Here is an 18,752-nt window from a genome sequence, read left to right as displayed (position 1 = left end):
ATCGGAAGGTAGAGGATTTGGAGATGAATATTAATGTACCATAGAATATCATTAGTACTATAAACTAATCAGCAGGACAAAAGGGACGGTGATAAACATGATCGAAGTAGCCGCAGCTATTATTGAAGAAACAGATGGACGTATGCTCATCGCACGAAGGCGAGAAGGGAAGTCTCAAGCAGGATTATGGGAGTTCCCAGGCGGCAAGATTGAAGTTGGTGAATCACCGGAGTTGTGCTTAATCAGAGAGCTGCAGGAAGAGATGAATATCAAGATTGAGCCCTATGCTTTTTTTGCTGTGAATGAGCACACCTATGATACGGTGACGATTCGACTTATTGCATATAAGGCAAGAATACTGGGAGGAACCATTCAGTTATCTGATCACGAAGAATACAAATGGGTACAAGCAGCGGAACTGACACAGTATCAATTCGCTCCAGCAGATATTCCTTTTGTTGAACAATTATCTGCTCATTAATGAAGGCCTTCCGAATGAATCGACTTGAATAATGAAGGGACATGGGTACCTGTTCCACAGGGTGATATATAAGTAAAATTATACCTATCTATAAATGGAGAGGTAGCTTATGACAAGAATCAAAGTTCCTATTGAGGTACTGCTATCGGTATCTGATCAATTCGATCATGCATCTAACCAGCTTAAGATGATCAATGAGAACCTTCTCCGGCAAATCTTTATGCTTATGTCCAATTGGTACGGTCAGAGAGGGGATCTCTTCCAAACGGATTTCAAGACAGCTTATGAACAGATGAATGTGACCATAGAGCGTATGCATGTAATCAGCCAGGAGCTGAAGGGAATTGCCGTTCGCTTCATGGATGCAGATCAGTTGAATGAATTTATGGGCGAACAGCGGATGGAGCTATTTACTAAACTAAGTACAACAAATAACATTAGCGAGCCTTCTAAATCATTCTTGGAAAAAGCAGGAGACGTCGCAGCAGATTTTGGTAGTGGGGTTAAAAAGGCCTTGGTGATCTGGGGGATTCATTAAAAGACACAGCAACTAACTTATACGAAAATCCAATGGAGACGCTGGGTGATATGGCATATAACGCTACTATAGGAACAGCAGAAGACATAAAAGGTGCTGTTATATGGGGCAAAGATATGGTCATGGATGAAGAGAAGCGAGAAGCATTCTGGGACGGCACTCAGGAGAACATTCAGGAATCCGGCGGTTTCCCTAACTATTTAGGTGAACAAGCAGCATTTATATTAGGTTCTGCAGCAATTAGTAGAGCTGGGATCAAGGGAGGCTCAAAATTAAAACCTGAATTTGGTAGTGATGGAGGTAGTGACAAGGGGAATTCTGCAGAATCGGCACAGACTGATGATTTAAAGTATGCTGAATCCGGAGGAAGAGATATATCCCCAGAGCAGTTCTATAGAGAAGAAGCGATTGCTGAAGAAATGTATGATAAATTTAGAGACTTAGGCACGAAAGATGTAGAAGCTATCGCAAAAAATACAGACTTTCCTCTTAGCAGGGTTCAAAGGATCAAAGATCATGTTTTTAGTAACTTACACATTAAAGATCATGGTATTGGGCGATTTGATCCAGACTATGAACTAGCACAGGCTTGGGAAAGATTAATGAATGGTCAGCATATAGATTCTGATATACAATTATTACATCATGAAATTTTTGAATCAAAATTTGAAGGAATATTCAAGACTAATTATAGAACAGCACATGATAAAACAATAAAATCAGGAAGAGTATGGGACTGGGAGAAGAATTATGAGGAGTGAGAACAGTGGCGGTATTTGTGATCATGCTAAAGGATTATGAGGATGAAGAAAGAGTAGTATATCGTTATGGACCAAATGAAGAAACAATGGGGAAAATTGAATATCATAAAAAAAATGATGTTATAAATCAGCTTACTTCAATTGATTCTGACAATTATTCTGATGAATTCTTTTTCAAAAGAGCTGGTAGAAGGCTGGCTAGAATGATTATTAAAGAGAATAGGAATTTTGTCGATAGGACAACGATTGAATCATAACTCGTACATTTGCTAAACTTAGGCTCCTTTCCACTTGAATTATGAGTAGGAATGAGCTTTTTTGCATTCTTAAATTAAACATTGTCGACCCAAAAAGGCCTGGAAAGCGTAGTCGAATCTATTAGATACTTGAAACGGCCTTTGTTAAGAACCCCATTGGTACGGTTGGAGATATGGCGTACAATGCGACAGTAGAGACATAGAGGATGTTGTGGGTATTGCCGCATGGGGCAAGGATATGATCATGGATAAAGGAGAACGAGAAGCTTTTCTGGATGGAATGCAGGAGCAAGTAAATCAATCCGGAACAGCAAACTTCGTCGGTGAGCAAGCTGGTGTAATATTAGGCTCTCTTCTGGTAGAACTGGAATTTAAATTGGAAGTGCTCAAAAAGGGAATTCTGAAGTGACAGGGAAAGTACTCAGTGAGAGTTACGATTATAGAAAAGTAAATAGATACACAAATAGTTATGGGGAAGCACTAGCTACGAGGAAAGAAATTAAAGAATTCAAGAAGAAATGGAATCAATTAGGTGTGCCTGTAGTAGTAGATAAAAAGAGAAAGATTCTTACAGGTGATTTTGAAGCTGCATTTGATTACGTGGAATGGACAGATATTCATTAAGAAAAAACCTTCTGTTGTTAATATGTATCACGTGGATTAGATGGGAGGGTTGATGAACGAATAGAAAGTTTATTTTTTGATGAAGGCTATACATTTAGGATAAACCCAGATGATAGAGAGAATGATGATATACGGCCAGCTTGGAGAGTAACGGTTGATCTTGAGCCTAATCCATTTTTATTTGAAGACTATACTTTAATAGTATCAGATCCTGATAAGGCAGTAATGGGTATGTTAGATGCTAATGGGCATCCAGTATCGGAAGGTAATGATTTTACAGATGAAGATATAGAGTACATTATGAGTGACGAAGAACCGGAAAAGGATAAGGCGTAGGTTAAATAAATTAGGGTGATACAAGTAAAATTATACCTATCTATAAAATGGAGAGGTAGCTTATGACAAGAATCAAAGTTCCTACTGAGGTGCTGCTATCGGTATCTGATCAATTCGATCATGCATCTAATCAGGTTAAAGGAAATAAAAAAGTTGGAATATAATTATCTTAAGGAACCTGCATTTACACTTAGATTAAGTGGGGAACATTTTCAAAGTGAAATAGGCTGTTTAGGAAAACAACTTGTTCAAATATTAACCTGTATTCAGCATGAAACTTCCAATCTTACTTGGTTTGCTTTTGATGTGTTTGGTAGCAGTAATCAGCCGTCAGAAGTGTTGTTTCCAAAGCCTTACTCGGGAATCCTAAATACAGATGAACTGATCAAAAAAGTAGAAAAGATAGTACAATTTCATCACGAAGCAGAATTGGAAATTCGTCCATTTGATACTTCATACTTTGAGGTTTACGGAATGAACAAAGATATTGAAGCCAAAATTAAATCTTGTATTATGTAATCTATGAGTTATTGATCCAGTGAGCCTACACAAAGATTTACTGCTTTATCTGTATCCCTTTAATAGGAGGAACGAGCCCATGTACATATACGAAACACTGGATAACATAGATACTCAAACCTTGCATCGCGCATTTATAGAAGCCTTTTCCGATTATCAGGTGAGTATGAATCTGTCGCTTGAAGCTTTTCAAAAGATGCTTGTTAGAAGAGGTTATTCTCCAGAGATTTCGATCGGTGCATTTACAGAACCTGGACATGAGCTTGTTGGCTTTATCCTGAATGGAATGAGGATGTGGGATGGAGCACGAACCGCATACGATCTTGGAACCGGCGTCACACCTTTACATAGACAGCAGGGTATCTCAAGCCGCATGTTCCAATCTGTACGGGAAGAACTCAAGCGGAATCAGGTGGAGCAGTATTTGCTGGAGGTCTTACAAAACAATAAGGCTGCCTTCGAGCTATACAAAAAGCAAGGGCTTTCCATTACAAGAAACTTCTCGTTTCATAAGCTGGAACAGGGCTGTTTTCATGCAAAAGAGCTGACTTATGACATCGAGTACCTGACAAAAGTAGATTCGGATACGTGTGAGCAACTGCAAATGTTATGGGATTTCACCCCCTCCTGGCAAAACTCGATGGATTCCATTCGTGCAGTAGAGAGGCAGTTTGTCTATGCAGTCGTGAGGCAGGAGAAGAAGATTGTAGGTTACGGCATCGTAGACCCAGCAACAGGCGATGTCCCGCAGATCGCGGTGCTTCCGAAATACAGGCGCAAAGGGATAGCGACAAACATAGTAGCTGCTTTGATCAAACATTCAAAGGGTGAGCAACTGCGAGTTGTTAATGTGGATGATACATGTGAGGGTATGAATTTGTTTTTGCATGAAATAGGATTTGAAACGATTGGACATCAATATGAAATGATGCTTACTATTGATTGAGATGGAAAGAAATAAGAAGATGGAATATAGAACATGCATATATAGATCCCTTGGGACGGTATGTGATCTGTAATATTTAAAACAAGCACTGGAGGTTATGAAAATGGTAAACAAACAGAGGACATTAACGCAGGAGCAGCAGGAAGAGATTCTTACTATATTAAAGAAGCGTTTTGAGAAGCATATGGATCGCCATGAGGGAATCGAATGGAGCGCAGTAGAAGATAAGCTGCACACTCAGCCAGAAAAGCTATGGTCGCTATCTGAAATGGAGAGAACCGGCGGTGAACCTGACGTGATTGGTTTTGATGCAGAGCTTGGTGAATACACATTCTGTGATTGTTCCGCAGAAAGCCCGAAAGGCCGCAGAAGTATCTGTTACGATCATGAAGCGCTGGAGTCTAGAAAGCAGCATAAGCCAGAGAACAGTGCGGTGAACATGGCGGCTGAGATGGGAATTGAGATGCTGACGGAAGAACAATTTCGGGAGCTGCAGCAGAAGCTTGGAAAGATCGATAACAAAACATCAAGCTGGATTAAGACACCTCCGAACATTCGAAAACTTGGTGGGGCGATATTTTGCGACTACCGGTATGATACAGTGTTTGTGTACCACAACGGGGCAGATTCCTATTACGGTGCCAGGGGCTTCCGCGGTTTGCTGAGAGTTTAATTATAGATTGAAAAATAGCTGAACAATGACAATAAGCTTCACTTCCTTAATAAGTGAGGCTCTTTGGCATATGCGTCTCGGCACAGCGGCTAAACTGATATAAAAGTCATATGCTCATTCATGAAGGACTTCTGTATGAACTCGAGATGGCGAAGAAAGGACAGGGGAACCTTTTTCATTGAATAATATATTTGTAAAATTATACCTGTCTGGATTGATTTCATAATAGTCTGAGTTAAATTCAACTATTATAAATAGAGAGGTAGCGTATGACGAGAATCAGAGTTCCGACTGAGGTGCTGTTATCGGTATCCGATCAGTTTGGCCAAGCTTCTCAGCAGCTGGGTATAATCAATGAGAATTTGCTCAGGCAGATCTTCACGCTATTAACCCAGTGGGATGGTCAGAAAATGCTGGTCTTTCAATCGGAGTTTAAGACAGCCTATGAGCAAATGAATGTAACCATAGAGCGTATGCAAGTGATTAGCCAGGAACTAAAGGGAATTGCCGTTCGATTCATGGATGCGGATCAGCTGCAGGATTTTATGGGCGATCAGCGGATGGAGCTATTCGCTAAACTAAGTACGATAAGTACCCCTAGTGAGCCGCCTAAATCATTTATAGATCAAGTTGGAGACACCGCAAAGGACTTGGCAGGAGAACTCAATAAAGGTCTGGGAAGTGTAGTCGAATCATTAAAAGATACAGGAACGGCCCTTGTTAAGAATCCTATCGGAACTTTAGGAGATATGGCTTATAATGCTACGGTAGGAACCGTTGAGGATGTCATCGAAGGTGCCGCTTGGGGCAAAGATATGGTCATAGATGAAGCGAAACGAGAAGCATTCCTGGAAGGAATTCAGGAGGAGGCTAACGCATCTGGAAAAGCTAACTTCGTTGGCGAACAGGCAGGCGTAATGTTGGGTTCATTTCTGGTTGGCAGGCTCGGTATTAAGGGAGGTCCGAATCATAAACCGGATACGGATGGAAGCGGAGGTAGATCAAAAGAAAATACTGAGGGTATGGGTCAAGCCATGAGCAATATGATCAACGACATAAGAACAAAGACCCAAGATCAATTGCTCAAAGAAGGCTGGCAGGATGTAACTAATCCAAGGAAAGCCCAGAATACCTTGTCTCGGGAATATTACAGCCCTGAAACAGGTGTCAAAATCAGTTATGATCCAGGAAAGAAGGGTGCAACAGGATTCGAAGCAGTAGACCATTACCATATCCACAATCGGAGTTATACCGATAAAAAGGTCGATTATTATTTTGATATTGACGGAAATCCAGTGGGTAAAGGTTCGAAAGCTTCTCATATAGTAATAAAGGACGGTGAGTAAGTATGAAAATAGATACCTTTATTGAAGAATACGATTTGCACGATAGCTTAATAGATAATATCGGTATTAATGGTGAGAAACTGGTTCTCGATATTGATCTTTGTAATTGGAGACAAAAAAATTACAGTCCCGAGGAAGATGAAATGAAAGTAATTAAGATTACTTTCGATAATGTACAAAGTTATCATTTAGATTCAACAAATGATACGGTAGATTCCGATTCAATCTTGGAGATCAGTTGTTCGGATGTAGATTCTTCTTCAACATCGAAAGACATAAGAATCGTCTTTGAAGGTGAAGGAGATATAAAAATAATGACATTTAGAAGTGACAATGTAACCGTAGAGTAGTTAGTATAACCTTGATTGAGTGTTCGTCACTTATTCAAGGTTTTTCTTTACCTAGATGATTTCTTGTATATAGATAACCTTCACAAGAGACAGAGAGATATAAATTAGGAAAAATATTTAATAATACTCAAATTTCATACATTTAGGGCATGACAATTACATTATTATGTGATATATTTTTGAGAATTCCGCCTAAAGAGGACTAATGTCCTTGTACAGTGGACAAAAAATATGACATTAATAGGTGATGACATCATGAATAAGAAGAAGCTCGGCTTGCTGCCGAAGATATTGATTGCCATTCTACTCGGGATTGCTGTGGGTTCGTTTTCACCGGAGTGGCTTGTTGCAGGGCTTGCTACCTTTAGCGGTCTGTTCGGCAACTTTTTAGGCTTCGCCATACCTTTGATTATTATCGGATTTATAGCGCCAGGGATCGGCGAGCTGGGAAGGGGGGCAGGACGTCTGCTGGGGTTAACGACAGGTCTTGCCTATGTTTCTTCCATTATAGGGGGCTTGCTGGCGTTTCTTGCTGCAACCTTGTTATACCCGTATATATTGGAGGCGGGAAGCCTTACCCAATCTTTTAGCAATCCGGAAGAGGCACTGCTTGCGCCTTATTTCACCGTAGATATGCCGCCTGTATTCGGGGTCATGACTGCCTTGCTGCTGGCCTTCACACTTGGGCTTGGGGCTGCGGTCATTAAGGGACAAGCTTTGCAGAATGTGATGGTTGACTTTAGAGCCATTGTCGAGAAGTTGATCGCTTCAGTTATTATTCCTTTGCTTCCTTACCATATCTTCTGTGTGTTTGCCAATCTGACGTATGGCGGACAAGTGACGATGATTTTATCTGTCTTTGTTAAAGTGTTTGTCATGATTATCGTCCTGCATATTCTTTATTTGGTCATACAGTACACGGTGGCTGGACAGATTGGCCGCAAGAATCCGTTCACCCTGCTCAAAAATATGATTCCCGCTTACTTTACAGCGATAGGGACACAGTCCTCGGCTGCAACGATTCCGGTGACGCTTCGTCAGACGAAGCTGAATGGAGTCAAGGGGAAGGTAGCTGATTTCGTTATTCCGCTGTGTGCGACCATACACTTATCCGGCAGTACGATTACGCTGGTAAGCTGCTCGATGGCCGTTATGGTGCTGACGGGGATGCCGATTACCTTCGGCTCGATGTTCCCCTTCATTTTAATGCTGGGTGTTACCATGGTGGCTGCTCCTGGCGTTCCCGGTGGTGCGGTCATGGCCGCACTCGGTCTCTTGGAGTCCATGCTCGGCTTCGATACGACGCTGACCTCACTGATGATTGCACTGTATATTGCTCAGGACAGCTTCGGAACAGCAACGAATGTTACAGGTGACGGTGCTATCGCGATCATCACGGATCGAATGAGCAAGTCGGAACCTGCATAAAATAGTAAAGCAGCTCAGCGCCTCTCATAGGAGATGTCTGAGCTGTTTTTACATGGAAAGTAGCGGAAGAGGCTAATTCTAAAAGGGGAAAAGATTCGTACATCTCTTTCTTGAATTTCATGGATGAATACTATACTGCACAAGATGGATGCCAAAGTAGTCTATCTTCTATTATTGTGTGGCCAATAGCCCAGCTGAAATATTAGAACAAAGTGTTTGTAAATCCGTACAAACCACGATTTAATTCCATCTCTAATTCAAAAAAACAGTTGCCATAAAATCACACCTATAGTATATTCAGTTCATAAAAACGTTTTTATAAAAAGGAAGACGGCAGATGAGAAAGGTAACGATCAAGGATGTGGCAAGGGAGGCGGGAGTGTCGATCTCGACGGTCTCCAATGCCCTGAACGATGTGGATGTGCTGAATCCGGAGACGAAGTCGCATATTCTGGATGTCGCGAAGCGCCTGAATTATGTGCCGAACATCAACGGCAAGCTGTTGAAATCGGGCAAATCGAAGATGCTGGGCTTCTTCACCACAAGTGTGTCAGGACCGTATTTCTATACGCTGGTGGAGACAATGTCACGGGAATGTGACCGCCACGGCTATGGTCTGAACATCTTTGTAACCAAGGATAAGCAGGTCATTATGAGCAACATTCTTGGCGGGCGGGTAGATGGCGTCATTGTCTACGAAGAGCTCAGAATCGACGAGAATGACATTGCCGTTATGGAGAAGAACAACGTCAAGGCGGTGTTTCTGGATCGTGAGATACAGAATGAATCCATGGGAAGCATTATCTTCGATTCCTATGTGGATGCGTATGAAGCTACGAAATACCTGATCAGTTTGGGTCACAAAAAGATCGCCTATATCGCGGGTGTAGAGACGATGTTCGATAGTGAGCAGCGGAAGGCCGGGTACCTTGCGGCGCTGACTGACTATGGCCTGCCGGTCGATGAAGACTATATTCTGCAGGGTTATTTTGAAGAGGAAGGCTCGTACGGTGCGGTCAAATCATTTGTGAATGTGCATGGCAGCAAGCTGCCGGATGCATTCCTTGCAGGGAACGACCTCAGTGCAATCGGGGCGATGCGTGCGCTCAAATCACTCGGATACGAAATTCCACAGGATACGAGCGTCGTTGGCTTTGACGATATCGACATTGCACAGTATTTTTCACCATCGCTGACCACAGTGCGGAACCAAATCGCAAGGCAGGGCATACTTGTCGTGAACCATTTGATTCGCATGATCCAGGAGAAGGAAGAGGGCAGGCATGAGAAGCTGCCGGGAGAGCTCATCGTTAGAGGCTCGACGCAGATCAAAATGGTGCGGGATTAACCTTTTTACAACAAAAGGGAAGTTCCCGCCCAGTCTAATAGTAAACGCTTACAAATCGAGAGATGTAAAAAGTAACAGTAAAAGTAAAATGAATAAAAGTAGATTAGAAACGTGAAAAAGCAGTGAAAGTAGTTCAAGCAAAGCTTATCAAGGTCCTTCATTTGTTGATTATGCTGTTATGAAAGCGGTCTTATTTGAAAAAAACGTGATATTTTTTTAACAAAAAATAAAAACGTTTTTATGTTTCTTTTAGAAAATTTCAAAAGGAGAGAAGCAAATGAGCAAACCAGCTCTGATTCAGCCGGCTGATACCTCGTCAGGCACGATGAGGCCGCCAGCCAAGAAGCCCATGGGACAGCGGATCAAGGAATTTTGCGTTGATTACGTGAAGCAGTGGGAGCTGCAGTCCATGATTCTTCCGGGCGTACTATTTATGATCATCTTCAACTTTATTCCGATCTATGGACTCACGATCGCCTTCAAGAGCTATACCGTAATTGACACAATCGACAGTGCGCCATGGGTCGGGCTTGACAACTTCAAGATTATTATGACGGATCAGTATTTCTGGGAATCGGTCATTAATACGCTTGGCATCAGCTTCCTGAAGCTGGCGATCGGGTTTGTTGTACCTATCATTCTAGCCATCATGATCTATGAACTAAGCGGCAGCCGCTTTAAGAAATTTGTTCAGACCGTATCCTATCTTCCTCACTTTCTCTCCTGGATCGTACTGGGCGGGATGCTGATCACCTGGGTGTCGACGACAGGTCTGTTTAACCAGATTCTGCTCTCTCTCGGTCTGATCTCACAGCCGCAGAACATCCTGCTTGACCCAAGCAAATACTGGTGGATCGCCGTTCTGTCTGACATCTGGAAGGAAGCGGGCTGGGGGACGATTCTGTACCTGGCGGTGATGTCCAAGATCGATCCTACCTATTATGAAGCTGCCAAGATCGACGGAGCCAACCGGCTTCGCCAAATTTGGAACATTACAATTCCGAACATGAAGATGATCATCAGCTTGAACCTGATTCTGACCGTGAGCGGACTACTCGGCTCGAATCTGGATCAGACACTTGTGCTCATGAACTCACAGAACCGGGAAAGTGCAGAGGTCATCAACTCCTATGTGTACCGGATGGGGATGACGCAGGGCGATTTTTCTTATGCGACAGCAGTGGGTCTCGGCGTATCGATCGTTTCGGTCATTTTGCTGCTGACGGCAAACAAGATTACGAGCAGGCTGAACGATAATCAATCCGTGCTATAAGGTTTTATATAAGGGGGGAAATACTTGTGAACTCAAGAGCAATTAAAGGAGACATCGACAGCCGGATCTTTAATGCGGTAAATACCACGCTGCTCGTCATTACGATGATTGTGATCATCGTTCCGCTCTGGAATGTCGTGGTTTCATCCTTTGCTTCCAGCCGGGCATTGGCAGAGGGTGGTTATATCTTCTGGCCATCCGAGCTCTCACTGGAGAACTACCAGGCGGTGTTCCGGGATTCATCGATTTGGCAGGCTTTTTTCATATCCATCTCCAAGACCGTCATCGGGGTAGTCACTCATGTGTTCTTCTGTGCGATGGTCGCTTATGGTCTCAGTAAAAAATACGTACGCGGCCGTAAGCTCTACGTATCTATGGGTGTCATTACGATGTTCTTCTCCGGCGGCATGATCCCTACCTACCTGCTGATCAAGGACCTCGGTCTGCTGGACAGCTTCTGGGTATACATCATTCCGGCGCTGCTCAGCTACTACGATGTCGTCATTCTGATGAACTTCTTCCGAGGTGTGCCGGAAGCGCTGGAGGAATCGGCCAAGATCGACGGAGCCGGCGACTGGAAGGTGTTCCTCAAAATCTTTATCCCGCTGTCCATGCCGGCCATGGCGACCATTGCACTCTTTAACGGGGTCGGGCAATGGAATGATTTTATGACTACCAAGCTGTATGTCACGAATGAAGCACTGTATCCCTTGCAGATGAAGCTGTATGAGATTATCGTGCAGTCGCAGACACAGTCTATGCAAAATATCGGGGGATCGGTTGTCATCGAGACGGCGACCAAAGGCGTACAGCTGGCGACGATCGTCATTACCACGCTGCCGATTGTCATTATCTATCCGCTCTTGCAGCGTTATTTTATCTCCGGCATGATGCTCGGGGCAGTCAAAGAGTAGGAGCTCAGTCCATATTGGACATACGTTTGCAGTCATTCGCAGGCCAAGTTACGGCAACACAAGAAGCACAACATAGATCTGATGTATTTCTTTTTTAGTAAGAATCACTTTTATTCAGTAAGCGCTTTAATATCAAGAGGAGGGTATGAAATATGTCTAGAAGAACACTCGGTATTGGCAAAAAAGGCTTCACTCTGACAGCTGTCATGATGTCCGTTATGCTGCTCGTGAGCGCTTGCGGCGGGGGAGGCTCGAGCTCCAAGGAAGCAAACTGGATCTCCATTGAGGATCGTTATACACCGGATGCAAGCAAGCCGGCATGGCAGCTCGACACGAAGGAAGAAACGACGCAGCTGACCTGGTATGTGAACGCAGATTGGTGGAACACGGATTACGGCAATGACGTTGTAACGAAGAAGATCAAGGAAGACCTAAACATTGATATTAAATTTATCACAGGTGATGACACGAAGCTGAATACGTTCTTTGCGGGCGGCGACATGCCGGATCTCATTACGACCTTTGGCATCAATTCCCCTGTGGTACAGAAGGCTTCGACGTGGGCACTTCCGCTGAACGATCTGGCTGAGCAATACGATCCTTATTTCAACACCGTGGCTGCGCAGGATACACTGAACTGGTTCCAGCTCGCAGACGGCAAGACGTATGGTTACCCGAACTACTCGAATACGCAGGAGGACTACGATCAAGGGACGATTCCGGCCAAGACGGCCTTCATTATTCGTAAGGATGTGTATGAAGCGCTCGGAAGTCCAAGTGTAGGGACGCCGGAAGAGTTCCAGTCCGTCATGAATGACATCAAGGCACAGTTCCCTGAGCTGATTCCACTTGGCTTTAACTCGATTGGCGAAGGCACTGGATCTCTAGGTGATGTACTTCAGGACTTCATCGGAGTTCCGCTGGAGGATGCAAATGGCGGCTTCTATAACCGCAACCTGGATGAGGATTATCTCACTTGGCTGAAGACACTAAATATGGTATATCGTGACGGCAACATTAGCGATGACAGCTTTGCTGATGACGGAACCGCATTTGAGGAAAAAGTAAAATCCGGCAAGTACGCGACCATTATGCTCGACGGCACACCGCAGCAGGGAGGTAACCTGCAGATCTTCATGACGGCCAACCCGGGCAAGGAGTACATGGCTATTGACGGACCTCAGAGCACAGTCTCCAATGCGCCGAAGCTGAACCAATCCGGAATCTCGGGCTGGATGGTCAGCTTCATTACGAAGCAGAACGCCGATCCTGCCAAATCCATGCAGCTGTTCACCTATCTCCTCAGTGAGGAAGGGCAAATGCTGATGAACTACGGCATCGAAGGCGAGACATATGTGAAGAACGCAGATGGAACGGTGCAGTTTACACCGGAGGTCAAAGAAATTCAGCAGAACAATGCGGATCAGTTCAAGAAGGAATACCGGATGGGTGAATTCATGTTCTTCGGACATGACAAGCACAAGACGCTGAGTGAGGATGCCTTCCCTGAGTCGATCAAGCAGATGCAGGCATGGGGTGAAGGCAAGCTGGTACCGCATTTTATCCTCGAAAATATTGATCCGGACCAAGGTACACCGGAAGCGCGTGCCCTTACAGCGATCAACACCAAGTGGAACACTTCAATGGTGAGTATGATCCGGTCTAAGGACGATGCCCAGTTTGAAGCGGTACTGAATGAATACAAAGGGTTCCTCGATGCCAACAGCTGGGAGAAGATTGTAGAGATCCGCAGTGAGAAGATGAAAGCGAACAAAGAGAAGCTTGGTCTGTAATGTAATTTGGAAGCGAGAATGGGATGTTAAATATGGAAGTCTTAAAACGGAAGAACTCGGAGGAGAGCAGCATGCGGAACTTGACGAACTTGAACATCTACGAATCAAATGGAGAGCAATCCCTGTATGTGAACAAAACGAGAGAAGAACTCACACCGCCTGATCCCAAGGCACACTTGTGCAGCATCATCATCGACGACAGCGAGCAGTATCAGGAGATGGATGGATTCGGAGCTTCCTTTACCGATTCGGCAGCCTATCTGATCCATCAGGTGCTCTCGCCCGAGCAGCGGGAGGAGCTGATGCTTCGGCTGTTTGATCCCGCCGAAGGTATCGGCTTGTCCGTTATACGGAATCCGATGGGTGCTTCAGACTATGCCCGGGACTTCTACAGCTACAATGACCTGCCTGAAGGAGAAACGGATTCAGAGCTTGCGAGCTTCTCCATCGCGCATGATGAAGCAGATATTATCCCACTCATGAAGGAGGCTGTACGTCTGAATCCCCAGCTCAAGCTGATGGGCTCCCCATGGAGCCCGCCGGGCTGGATGAAGACAAGCGGCTCCATGATCGGCGGTGAGCTGATCGAGGAGTACTATCCGGCATATGCCGAATATTTCGTACGGTACATTAAGGCTTATGCGGCGCATGGCTTGCCGGTCTATGCAATTACACCGCAGAATGAATCCTTGTATTCACCTGGTCATTATCCGGGCATGATTTTTCCAGCGGAGGATCAGGCCAGATTCATCAAGGATCACCTGAAGCCTGAGTTCGTCAAGAATGGACTCAACACCAAAATCCTGTGCTACGACCACAACTGGGATCAGCCGGAATATCCGCTGACCGTGCTGGAACAGGCGGCGGAGGCCGTGGATGGAGTGGCTTGGCATTGGTATGGGGGCCGACCAACCGCACAGACTGATGTGTTCCGGGCCTATCCTGACACAGAGGTGCATTTCACGGAAGGCTCCGGAGGAGAATGGATTCCGCCGTTTGAGCAGGCCTTCTCCAATGTCATGCGTACAGGAATTGAAATCCTGCGCAATTACAGCAAATCCTTCGTACTGTGGAATATGGCGCTTGATGAGAACAACGGACCGACAGTGCCGGGCTTTGGCAAGAGCACCTGCCGCGGGATTGTGACTGTTCATCAAGTGACGCGTGAGCTGACGTATACTCTGGATTATTATGCGCTTGCCCATTTCAGCAAGCATATTCGCCCGAAGGCGGTGCGTATCGGCTCCAGCAGCAATGAAACCGTCCGTTCTGTGGCGTTCAGAAACACGGACGGCTCCATCACCGTCGTATTGTTCAATGACAGTGAGGATGAGAGCTCTGTAGAGGTGCACGTTCCAGGTGCAGACTGTGTAAGCTTTGGAATGGCGGCGAAGAGCGCACTGACTCTAGCATTTCAGTAGATAGCAGAGCCGACGTGTTGCTTCATTTATGGATTTAATTGTATAACAAGATCAAGGCGAGGGTCATCCATTCAGTGGATGAAGCCCTCGCCTTGTTTGGCTTGTCTCCATATGCTGGATGAACACCACTGAACGAGTCGCAAATGATGAATTGTACTCAATTCAGCTTGAAAGACTAAACCCATCCAATAGATAATCCCATGTTACGTCGTCCCCAGCCCGGTTTGGAATCCCCAGAGAGCAGATACCGGGGAGTGCCCAGCCGTTATCTACGACGGAATTCAGTCCATCGATGCCATTCACGATCAGGATGTGGAAGCTGCCGCCCGTAAGCGAACGGAGCACTGTCTGGAGCTGAAGCGCTTCCTCATAAGTGCTCCCCCAACGGATAAACAGGGTATTCGGGCTGTTGCGCAAATGGTTCAGCAGACGCTGGCAGCGTCTGTCGATTTTTTCTTTGAAAGCGGGGTGGAAAGTAGTCCAATCCTGGCCCTCAACAACAGGGAAATCATGCACCGAAATAACATTATATTGGTGATCCTTCACAAAATAGGATTTAACAGGTGTAACGATCTCGTTATCCACATAAGTAGCATAACCGTCAATGAGTCCCATATTAGAGAGCTCCATATACCCTTGAAACTGGTTCATCAGCAGCCGATTTATATCGGTCAGCGATAAGGCGACAGACCAATCCAGTGGACCGGAGAAGGTACGAAGTCCCTTTCTACGGAGATGCGCGGCCGGTTCGCATGAGCTGCCGAGGCTGATATAACAGGTGTAAGCACCCTTCAATTCCTGCAAGATCATGTACACTTCACTTCTTCCTCGTAATTTCTATATTTTATGTTCGCAGCGCTGCAAAGTTCAGGTCATAAGTGGAGAGAAGCGAGATCTAAGACCTTTGATTTTGTTCAAGCAAACAAGCTAAAATAGTGATGAATCGCTAACCGTACTGCTTATTGTATGAATTTGAGAGAAGAATAGGGAGGTAGCTTGAACGATGACCATTGCTAGTGTAAAAGAACACTTCCGCGCGTATAACAGAGAACAGGATGTACTTGAGTTCGATACCTCTAGTGCAACGGTGGATATGGCCGCAGAAACGATTGGTGTGATCCCGGCTCGAATTGCGAAGACACTCTCTTTCCGTGGAGCAGACGAGAATGCCGTCCTGATCGTCGCAGCAGGTGATGCCAAGATCGGTAACAAGAAATTCAAGGATCTCTTTGGCTATAAGGCGAGAATGCTGGGTTCGGAGGAAGTAGTCGTACAGACAGGTCATCCCATTGGCGGGGTGTGTCCATTTGGCTTAGCTCACGAGCTTGATGTGTATCTGGACGTGTCAATGAAACGATTTGAGAGTCTGTTCCCTGCCTGCGGCAGTCCAAATTCTGCGATCGAGCTGACCTGTGATGAACTGGCTCTGTATTCCCATGCGAACGATTGGGTTGATGTCTGCAAAGGCTGGCAAGAGGAAGAAGCTTCGACATAAGTATATGAGAGAAAAGGAAGCCCTCCAGCATCAATACGCTGGAGAGCTTCCTTTTTATATGGCTGAATTACTGAGAAGTCACTAAATCCGAATTCAGCTGTTACTGTCCTGTAACGTCTTCTCCATGGCTTGCGCGGTTTCATTCAGCTTCTGGATACTTACCACAATCTCATTCACCCGGTGCTGCTGCAGCTCGGCGCTCGCCAGCACTTCCTCGACAGAAGCAGCCGACTGTTCTGTAACGGAGGATACGGAGGAGATCTCATCGGTGATTTGAGTGGATGCAGACTGGAGTTGAATGTTCAGCTCAAGCAGATGGTCTGACTGGTCCATGACTTCCTTTGTATTCGTATTGATTTGCACAAATAGAGCTGTGATGATATCCGCCGATTCAGCTCCAGAGCGGGAAGCGGTCTGGCCTTCTGTGATACGGACCGCAGCCGAGCTAATGTTGCTCTGGATCGACGATAGAATCCCTGCGATATCTGATGATGCACGATGGGTCTGCTGAGCAAGCTGGCGAATCTCCTCGGCCACAACAGCGAAGCCTCTGCCGTGTTCTCCTGCGCGAGCCGCTTCAATCGAAGCGTTGAAGGACAGCAGATTGGTTTGCTTCGCAATCTCCTCAATAGAAGAGAGGATGCCGCCAATTTTTACATTTTCCGAATTGACCTTCTCCATGATCACCGCTGTATTATCGACGAGCTCTGAGACCTGATGCATTTTGTCTGCAAGATCGGTAATTTGGTCTTGGCCTTCCTTAGTCAGTTCGGCAGCAATAGTGGCTTTTTCACTTGTCGTCTCTGAGGCAGCGAAAGTACGCTGAACCGAATCATTCAGGCTCTCCATCGCGGAGCTGATATCGGAAACGCTGCTTGCCTGGGATTCGATGCCTGCCGACATCTCATGAAATGCAGCCAGTACCTCGGCGTTGATCTTTCCTGCCATGACCGCATTCTCGTTCAGTTCCTTGCCTGATGTATTGAGTGTTGCCGAGACCGTTCTTGCTTCATTAATGAGCAGTTCGACCCGTTCTTTGGCTTCGTTCGCTTCATTCATGCTAGCGTTCATATTCCCCAGCATTCGAGTCCCGACCGTGCTCTGACCAATCAGTGTGAGCAGGACGACGATATAGAACGTGTTGAGTCCGACAATATCCGCTCCGACATATGCAGTAGCGCCGAAATAATTCAATAAAGCCAGCCCGATGATTCCGTTTAGAATCATGATAAATCGATCCATATAGAGGGAGCAGAAGGCCAATCCCAAGTATAATACGAGTGAATTGGTTACAGCTGAACCCATCGACATAATCGAAAAGCTAATAATGTTGATACCGATAACCATTAAGAGCTTAATTTGCGGAATAAATAGCTTTTTCCAATATAGGAAGGTGCTTAATAAACAAATAGGAATGGCAGGATAGGCGATTGACAATACCCCGTCCATTGAATCGATTGTCGATACGATACCAAGGGTGGTACATATCCACAGCAGTAGTACCAGCAGACCGTTTCTTTTGTGAAGTTCGAGTAAAACTTGAGTCATTCATGTTCCTCCTGTAGTTGAAAAATAGGGATTCGGTGTTTATCTTTTCACAAAAGAATCTGCTATTGGTTTCTTGAAAAAATGTTAAGATAAACAATACCGGACTGAATCAAATCCAGCGTTCTACGCAGCAATGAAATTGAGTCAATATACAAATATATCGTCCAAAATAATTACATATCTTAGATAATTTTTCATTTTGGTATAAATTACCTTATAACAGGAGGAAGTAGAATTGAGGAAGGCAGTTATTAACATAATGTATGCGGTTCTAATCATCATCGCTCTCTTGGGTTTGCTCATCACCGATATGTCGGCAAGCAATGTCATGCTGTCCATTGCAGCGATAATCATCTGCGCGGGAGGACTCTATTTGGTCAATCGGAAGAAGAAGTGAGCGAGACAGGAAAGAGTTAATACAAGTACTAGAAATGTGAAGTGCGAATGTATAGTGAACATAAATTGCTATAGAGATTCGCACTGTGATTATTTGCAACTATTTTGTATTATAGATAATATATGGGTCTATGTTGCGAGAAAAAATTAATTAGTATAGATATGCCTCTCTTTAGAATGATGTTTCGACAATATTTGCTCGAATATCTGAGTCGCATCCTACGTGGATGCGTGGATTGAAATCAAGTGAAAGCCAAGTAATCTACATAAGAAACTGCGTCGCATCCTACGTGGATGCGTGGATT

At 44.9% G+C, this 18,752-nt stretch carries 21 protein-coding genes and 1 pseudogene; 20 read left to right on the top strand and 2 right to left on the bottom strand.

Annotated features, from left to right (window positions below):
• The first annotated feature begins 97 nt into the window (after positions 1-97).
• The 18 genes and pseudogenes from mutT to BM415_RS17995 all read left to right on the top strand — a co-directional run bounded on the left by mutT (position 98) and on the right by BM415_RS17995 (position 15,008).
• Positions 98-481, top strand: a complete 384-nt coding sequence (gene mutT / locus BM415_RS18080) for an 8-oxo-dGTP diphosphatase MutT (protein ID WP_091160426.1) — start codon at positions 98-100, stop codon at positions 479-481.
• Between the two features lie 109 nt (positions 482-590).
• Positions 591-1,019, top strand: a complete 429-nt coding sequence (locus BM415_RS18075) for a WXG100 family type VII secretion target (protein ID WP_091160425.1) — start codon at positions 591-593, stop codon at positions 1,017-1,019.
• Between the two features lie 50 nt (positions 1,020-1,069).
• On the top strand, positions 1,070-1,780 hold the full coding sequence (locus tag BM415_RS18070) for a hypothetical protein (protein WP_244533550.1): 711 nt from the start codon (positions 1,070-1,072) through the stop codon (positions 1,778-1,780).
• Positions 1,781-1,785: 5 nt separating this feature from the next.
• Complete coding sequence (locus BM415_RS18065) at positions 1,786-2,037, top strand: hypothetical protein (protein WP_091160423.1); 252 nt, start codon at positions 1,786-1,788, stop codon at positions 2,035-2,037.
• Positions 2,038-2,248: 211 nt separating this feature from the next.
• On the top strand, positions 2,249-2,446 hold the full coding sequence (locus BM415_RS18060) for a hypothetical protein (protein ID WP_091160421.1): 198 nt from the start codon (positions 2,249-2,251) through the stop codon (positions 2,444-2,446).
• On the top strand, positions 2,443-2,661 hold the full coding sequence (locus BM415_RS18055) for a zincin-like metallopeptidase toxin domain-containing protein (RefSeq protein WP_244533544.1): 219 nt from the start codon (positions 2,443-2,445) through the stop codon (positions 2,659-2,661). The genes BM415_RS18060 and BM415_RS18055 overlap by 4 nt, the downstream gene beginning before the upstream one ends.
• A gap of 36 nt (positions 2,662-2,697) precedes the next feature.
• Positions 2,698-2,997: pseudogene (locus BM415_RS25680) on the top strand (hypothetical protein); the annotation flags it as partial.
• A gap of 153 nt (positions 2,998-3,150) precedes the next feature.
• Positions 3,151-3,516 (top strand): hypothetical protein, encoded by a 366-nt coding sequence (locus BM415_RS18045; protein ID WP_091160420.1) that lies wholly within the window; start codon positions 3,151-3,153, stop codon positions 3,514-3,516.
• 79 nt (positions 3,517-3,595) lie between these two features.
• Positions 3,596-4,462: a GNAT family N-acetyltransferase gene (locus BM415_RS18040; RefSeq protein WP_091160418.1), complete on the top strand. Its 867-nt coding sequence runs from the start codon at positions 3,596-3,598 to the stop codon at positions 4,460-4,462.
• Between the two features lie 103 nt (positions 4,463-4,565).
• Complete coding sequence (locus tag BM415_RS18035) at positions 4,566-5,135, top strand: DUF4256 domain-containing protein (RefSeq protein ID WP_170862544.1); 570 nt, start codon at positions 4,566-4,568, stop codon at positions 5,133-5,135.
• A 269-nt stretch (positions 5,136-5,404) separates the two neighbouring features.
• Positions 5,405-6,481, top strand: a complete 1,077-nt coding sequence (locus BM415_RS18030) for a WXG100 family type VII secretion target (protein ID WP_091160414.1) — start codon at positions 5,405-5,407, stop codon at positions 6,479-6,481.
• Positions 6,482-6,483: 2 nt separating this feature from the next.
• Positions 6,484-6,831, top strand: coding sequence for a hypothetical protein (locus BM415_RS18025; RefSeq protein ID WP_091160412.1), 348 nt, complete (start codon positions 6,484-6,486; stop codon positions 6,829-6,831).
• A gap of 255 nt (positions 6,832-7,086) precedes the next feature.
• Positions 7,087-8,259 carry a dicarboxylate/amino acid:cation symporter gene (locus tag BM415_RS18020; RefSeq protein WP_091160410.1) on the top strand — a complete coding sequence of 391 codons (1,173 nt, stop codon included), beginning with the start codon at positions 7,087-7,089 and terminating at the stop codon, positions 8,257-8,259.
• Between the two features lie 337 nt (positions 8,260-8,596).
• Positions 8,597-9,607 (top strand): LacI family DNA-binding transcriptional regulator, encoded by a 1,011-nt coding sequence (locus tag BM415_RS18015; protein WP_091160409.1) that lies wholly within the window; start codon positions 8,597-8,599, stop codon positions 9,605-9,607.
• A 277-nt stretch (positions 9,608-9,884) separates the two neighbouring features.
• Positions 9,885-10,880, top strand: coding sequence for an ABC transporter permease (locus tag BM415_RS18010; protein WP_091160407.1), 996 nt, complete (start codon positions 9,885-9,887; stop codon positions 10,878-10,880).
• Positions 10,881-10,906: 26 nt separating this feature from the next.
• A complete protein-coding gene (locus BM415_RS18005; protein WP_091160406.1) occupies positions 10,907-11,794 on the top strand; it encodes a carbohydrate ABC transporter permease in 888 nt (295 codons plus the stop codon).
• 152 nt (positions 11,795-11,946) lie between these two features.
• Positions 11,947-13,587 (top strand): type 2 periplasmic-binding domain-containing protein, encoded by a 1,641-nt coding sequence (locus BM415_RS18000; RefSeq protein WP_091160404.1) that lies wholly within the window; start codon positions 11,947-11,949, stop codon positions 13,585-13,587.
• A 32-nt stretch (positions 13,588-13,619) separates the two neighbouring features.
• Positions 13,620-15,008 carry a glycoside hydrolase family 30 protein gene (locus tag BM415_RS17995; RefSeq protein WP_244533542.1) on the top strand — a complete coding sequence of 463 codons (1,389 nt, stop codon included), beginning with the start codon at positions 13,620-13,622 and terminating at the stop codon, positions 15,006-15,008.
• Between the two features lie 162 nt (positions 15,009-15,170).
• Here the strand turns inward: BM415_RS17995 and BM415_RS17990 are convergent, their stop codons facing one another.
• Positions 15,171-15,818 carry a DUF1796 family putative cysteine peptidase gene (locus tag BM415_RS17990; RefSeq protein WP_091160402.1) on the bottom strand — a complete coding sequence of 216 codons (648 nt, stop codon included), beginning with the start codon at positions 15,816-15,818 and terminating at the stop codon, positions 15,171-15,173.
• Between the two features lie 193 nt (positions 15,819-16,011).
• Between BM415_RS17990 and BM415_RS17985 the strand changes: the two genes are divergently transcribed.
• On the top strand, positions 16,012-16,503 hold the full coding sequence (locus BM415_RS17985; protein WP_091160401.1) for a YbaK/EbsC family protein: 492 nt from the start codon (positions 16,012-16,014) through the stop codon (positions 16,501-16,503).
• Positions 16,504-16,596: 93 nt separating this feature from the next.
• On the opposite strand, the gene BM415_RS17980 is transcribed toward BM415_RS17985, so the two are convergent.
• Entirely contained in the window at positions 16,597-18,051 is a 1,455-nt protein-coding gene (locus tag BM415_RS17980; RefSeq protein ID WP_091160399.1) for a methyl-accepting chemotaxis protein, read from the bottom strand.
• Positions 18,052-18,286: 235 nt separating this feature from the next.
• Here BM415_RS17980 and BM415_RS24810 point away from each other — a divergent pair, with 235 nt between their 5' ends.
• A complete protein-coding gene (locus tag BM415_RS24810; RefSeq protein WP_139237014.1) occupies positions 18,287-18,448 on the top strand; it encodes an LPXTG cell wall anchor domain-containing protein in 162 nt (53 codons plus the stop codon).
• Positions 18,449-18,752: the final 304 nt, after the last annotated feature.

Origin of the sequence: Paenibacillus sp. 453mf, from assembly GCF_900116105.1 — a bacterium.
In the GTDB taxonomy this organism is placed as follows: domain Bacteria; phylum Bacillota; class Bacilli; order Paenibacillales; family Paenibacillaceae; genus Paenibacillus; species Paenibacillus provencensis.
The sequence above is the reverse complement of the archived record's forward strand: the minus strand, read 5'-3'. Positions and strand labels throughout refer to the sequence as shown.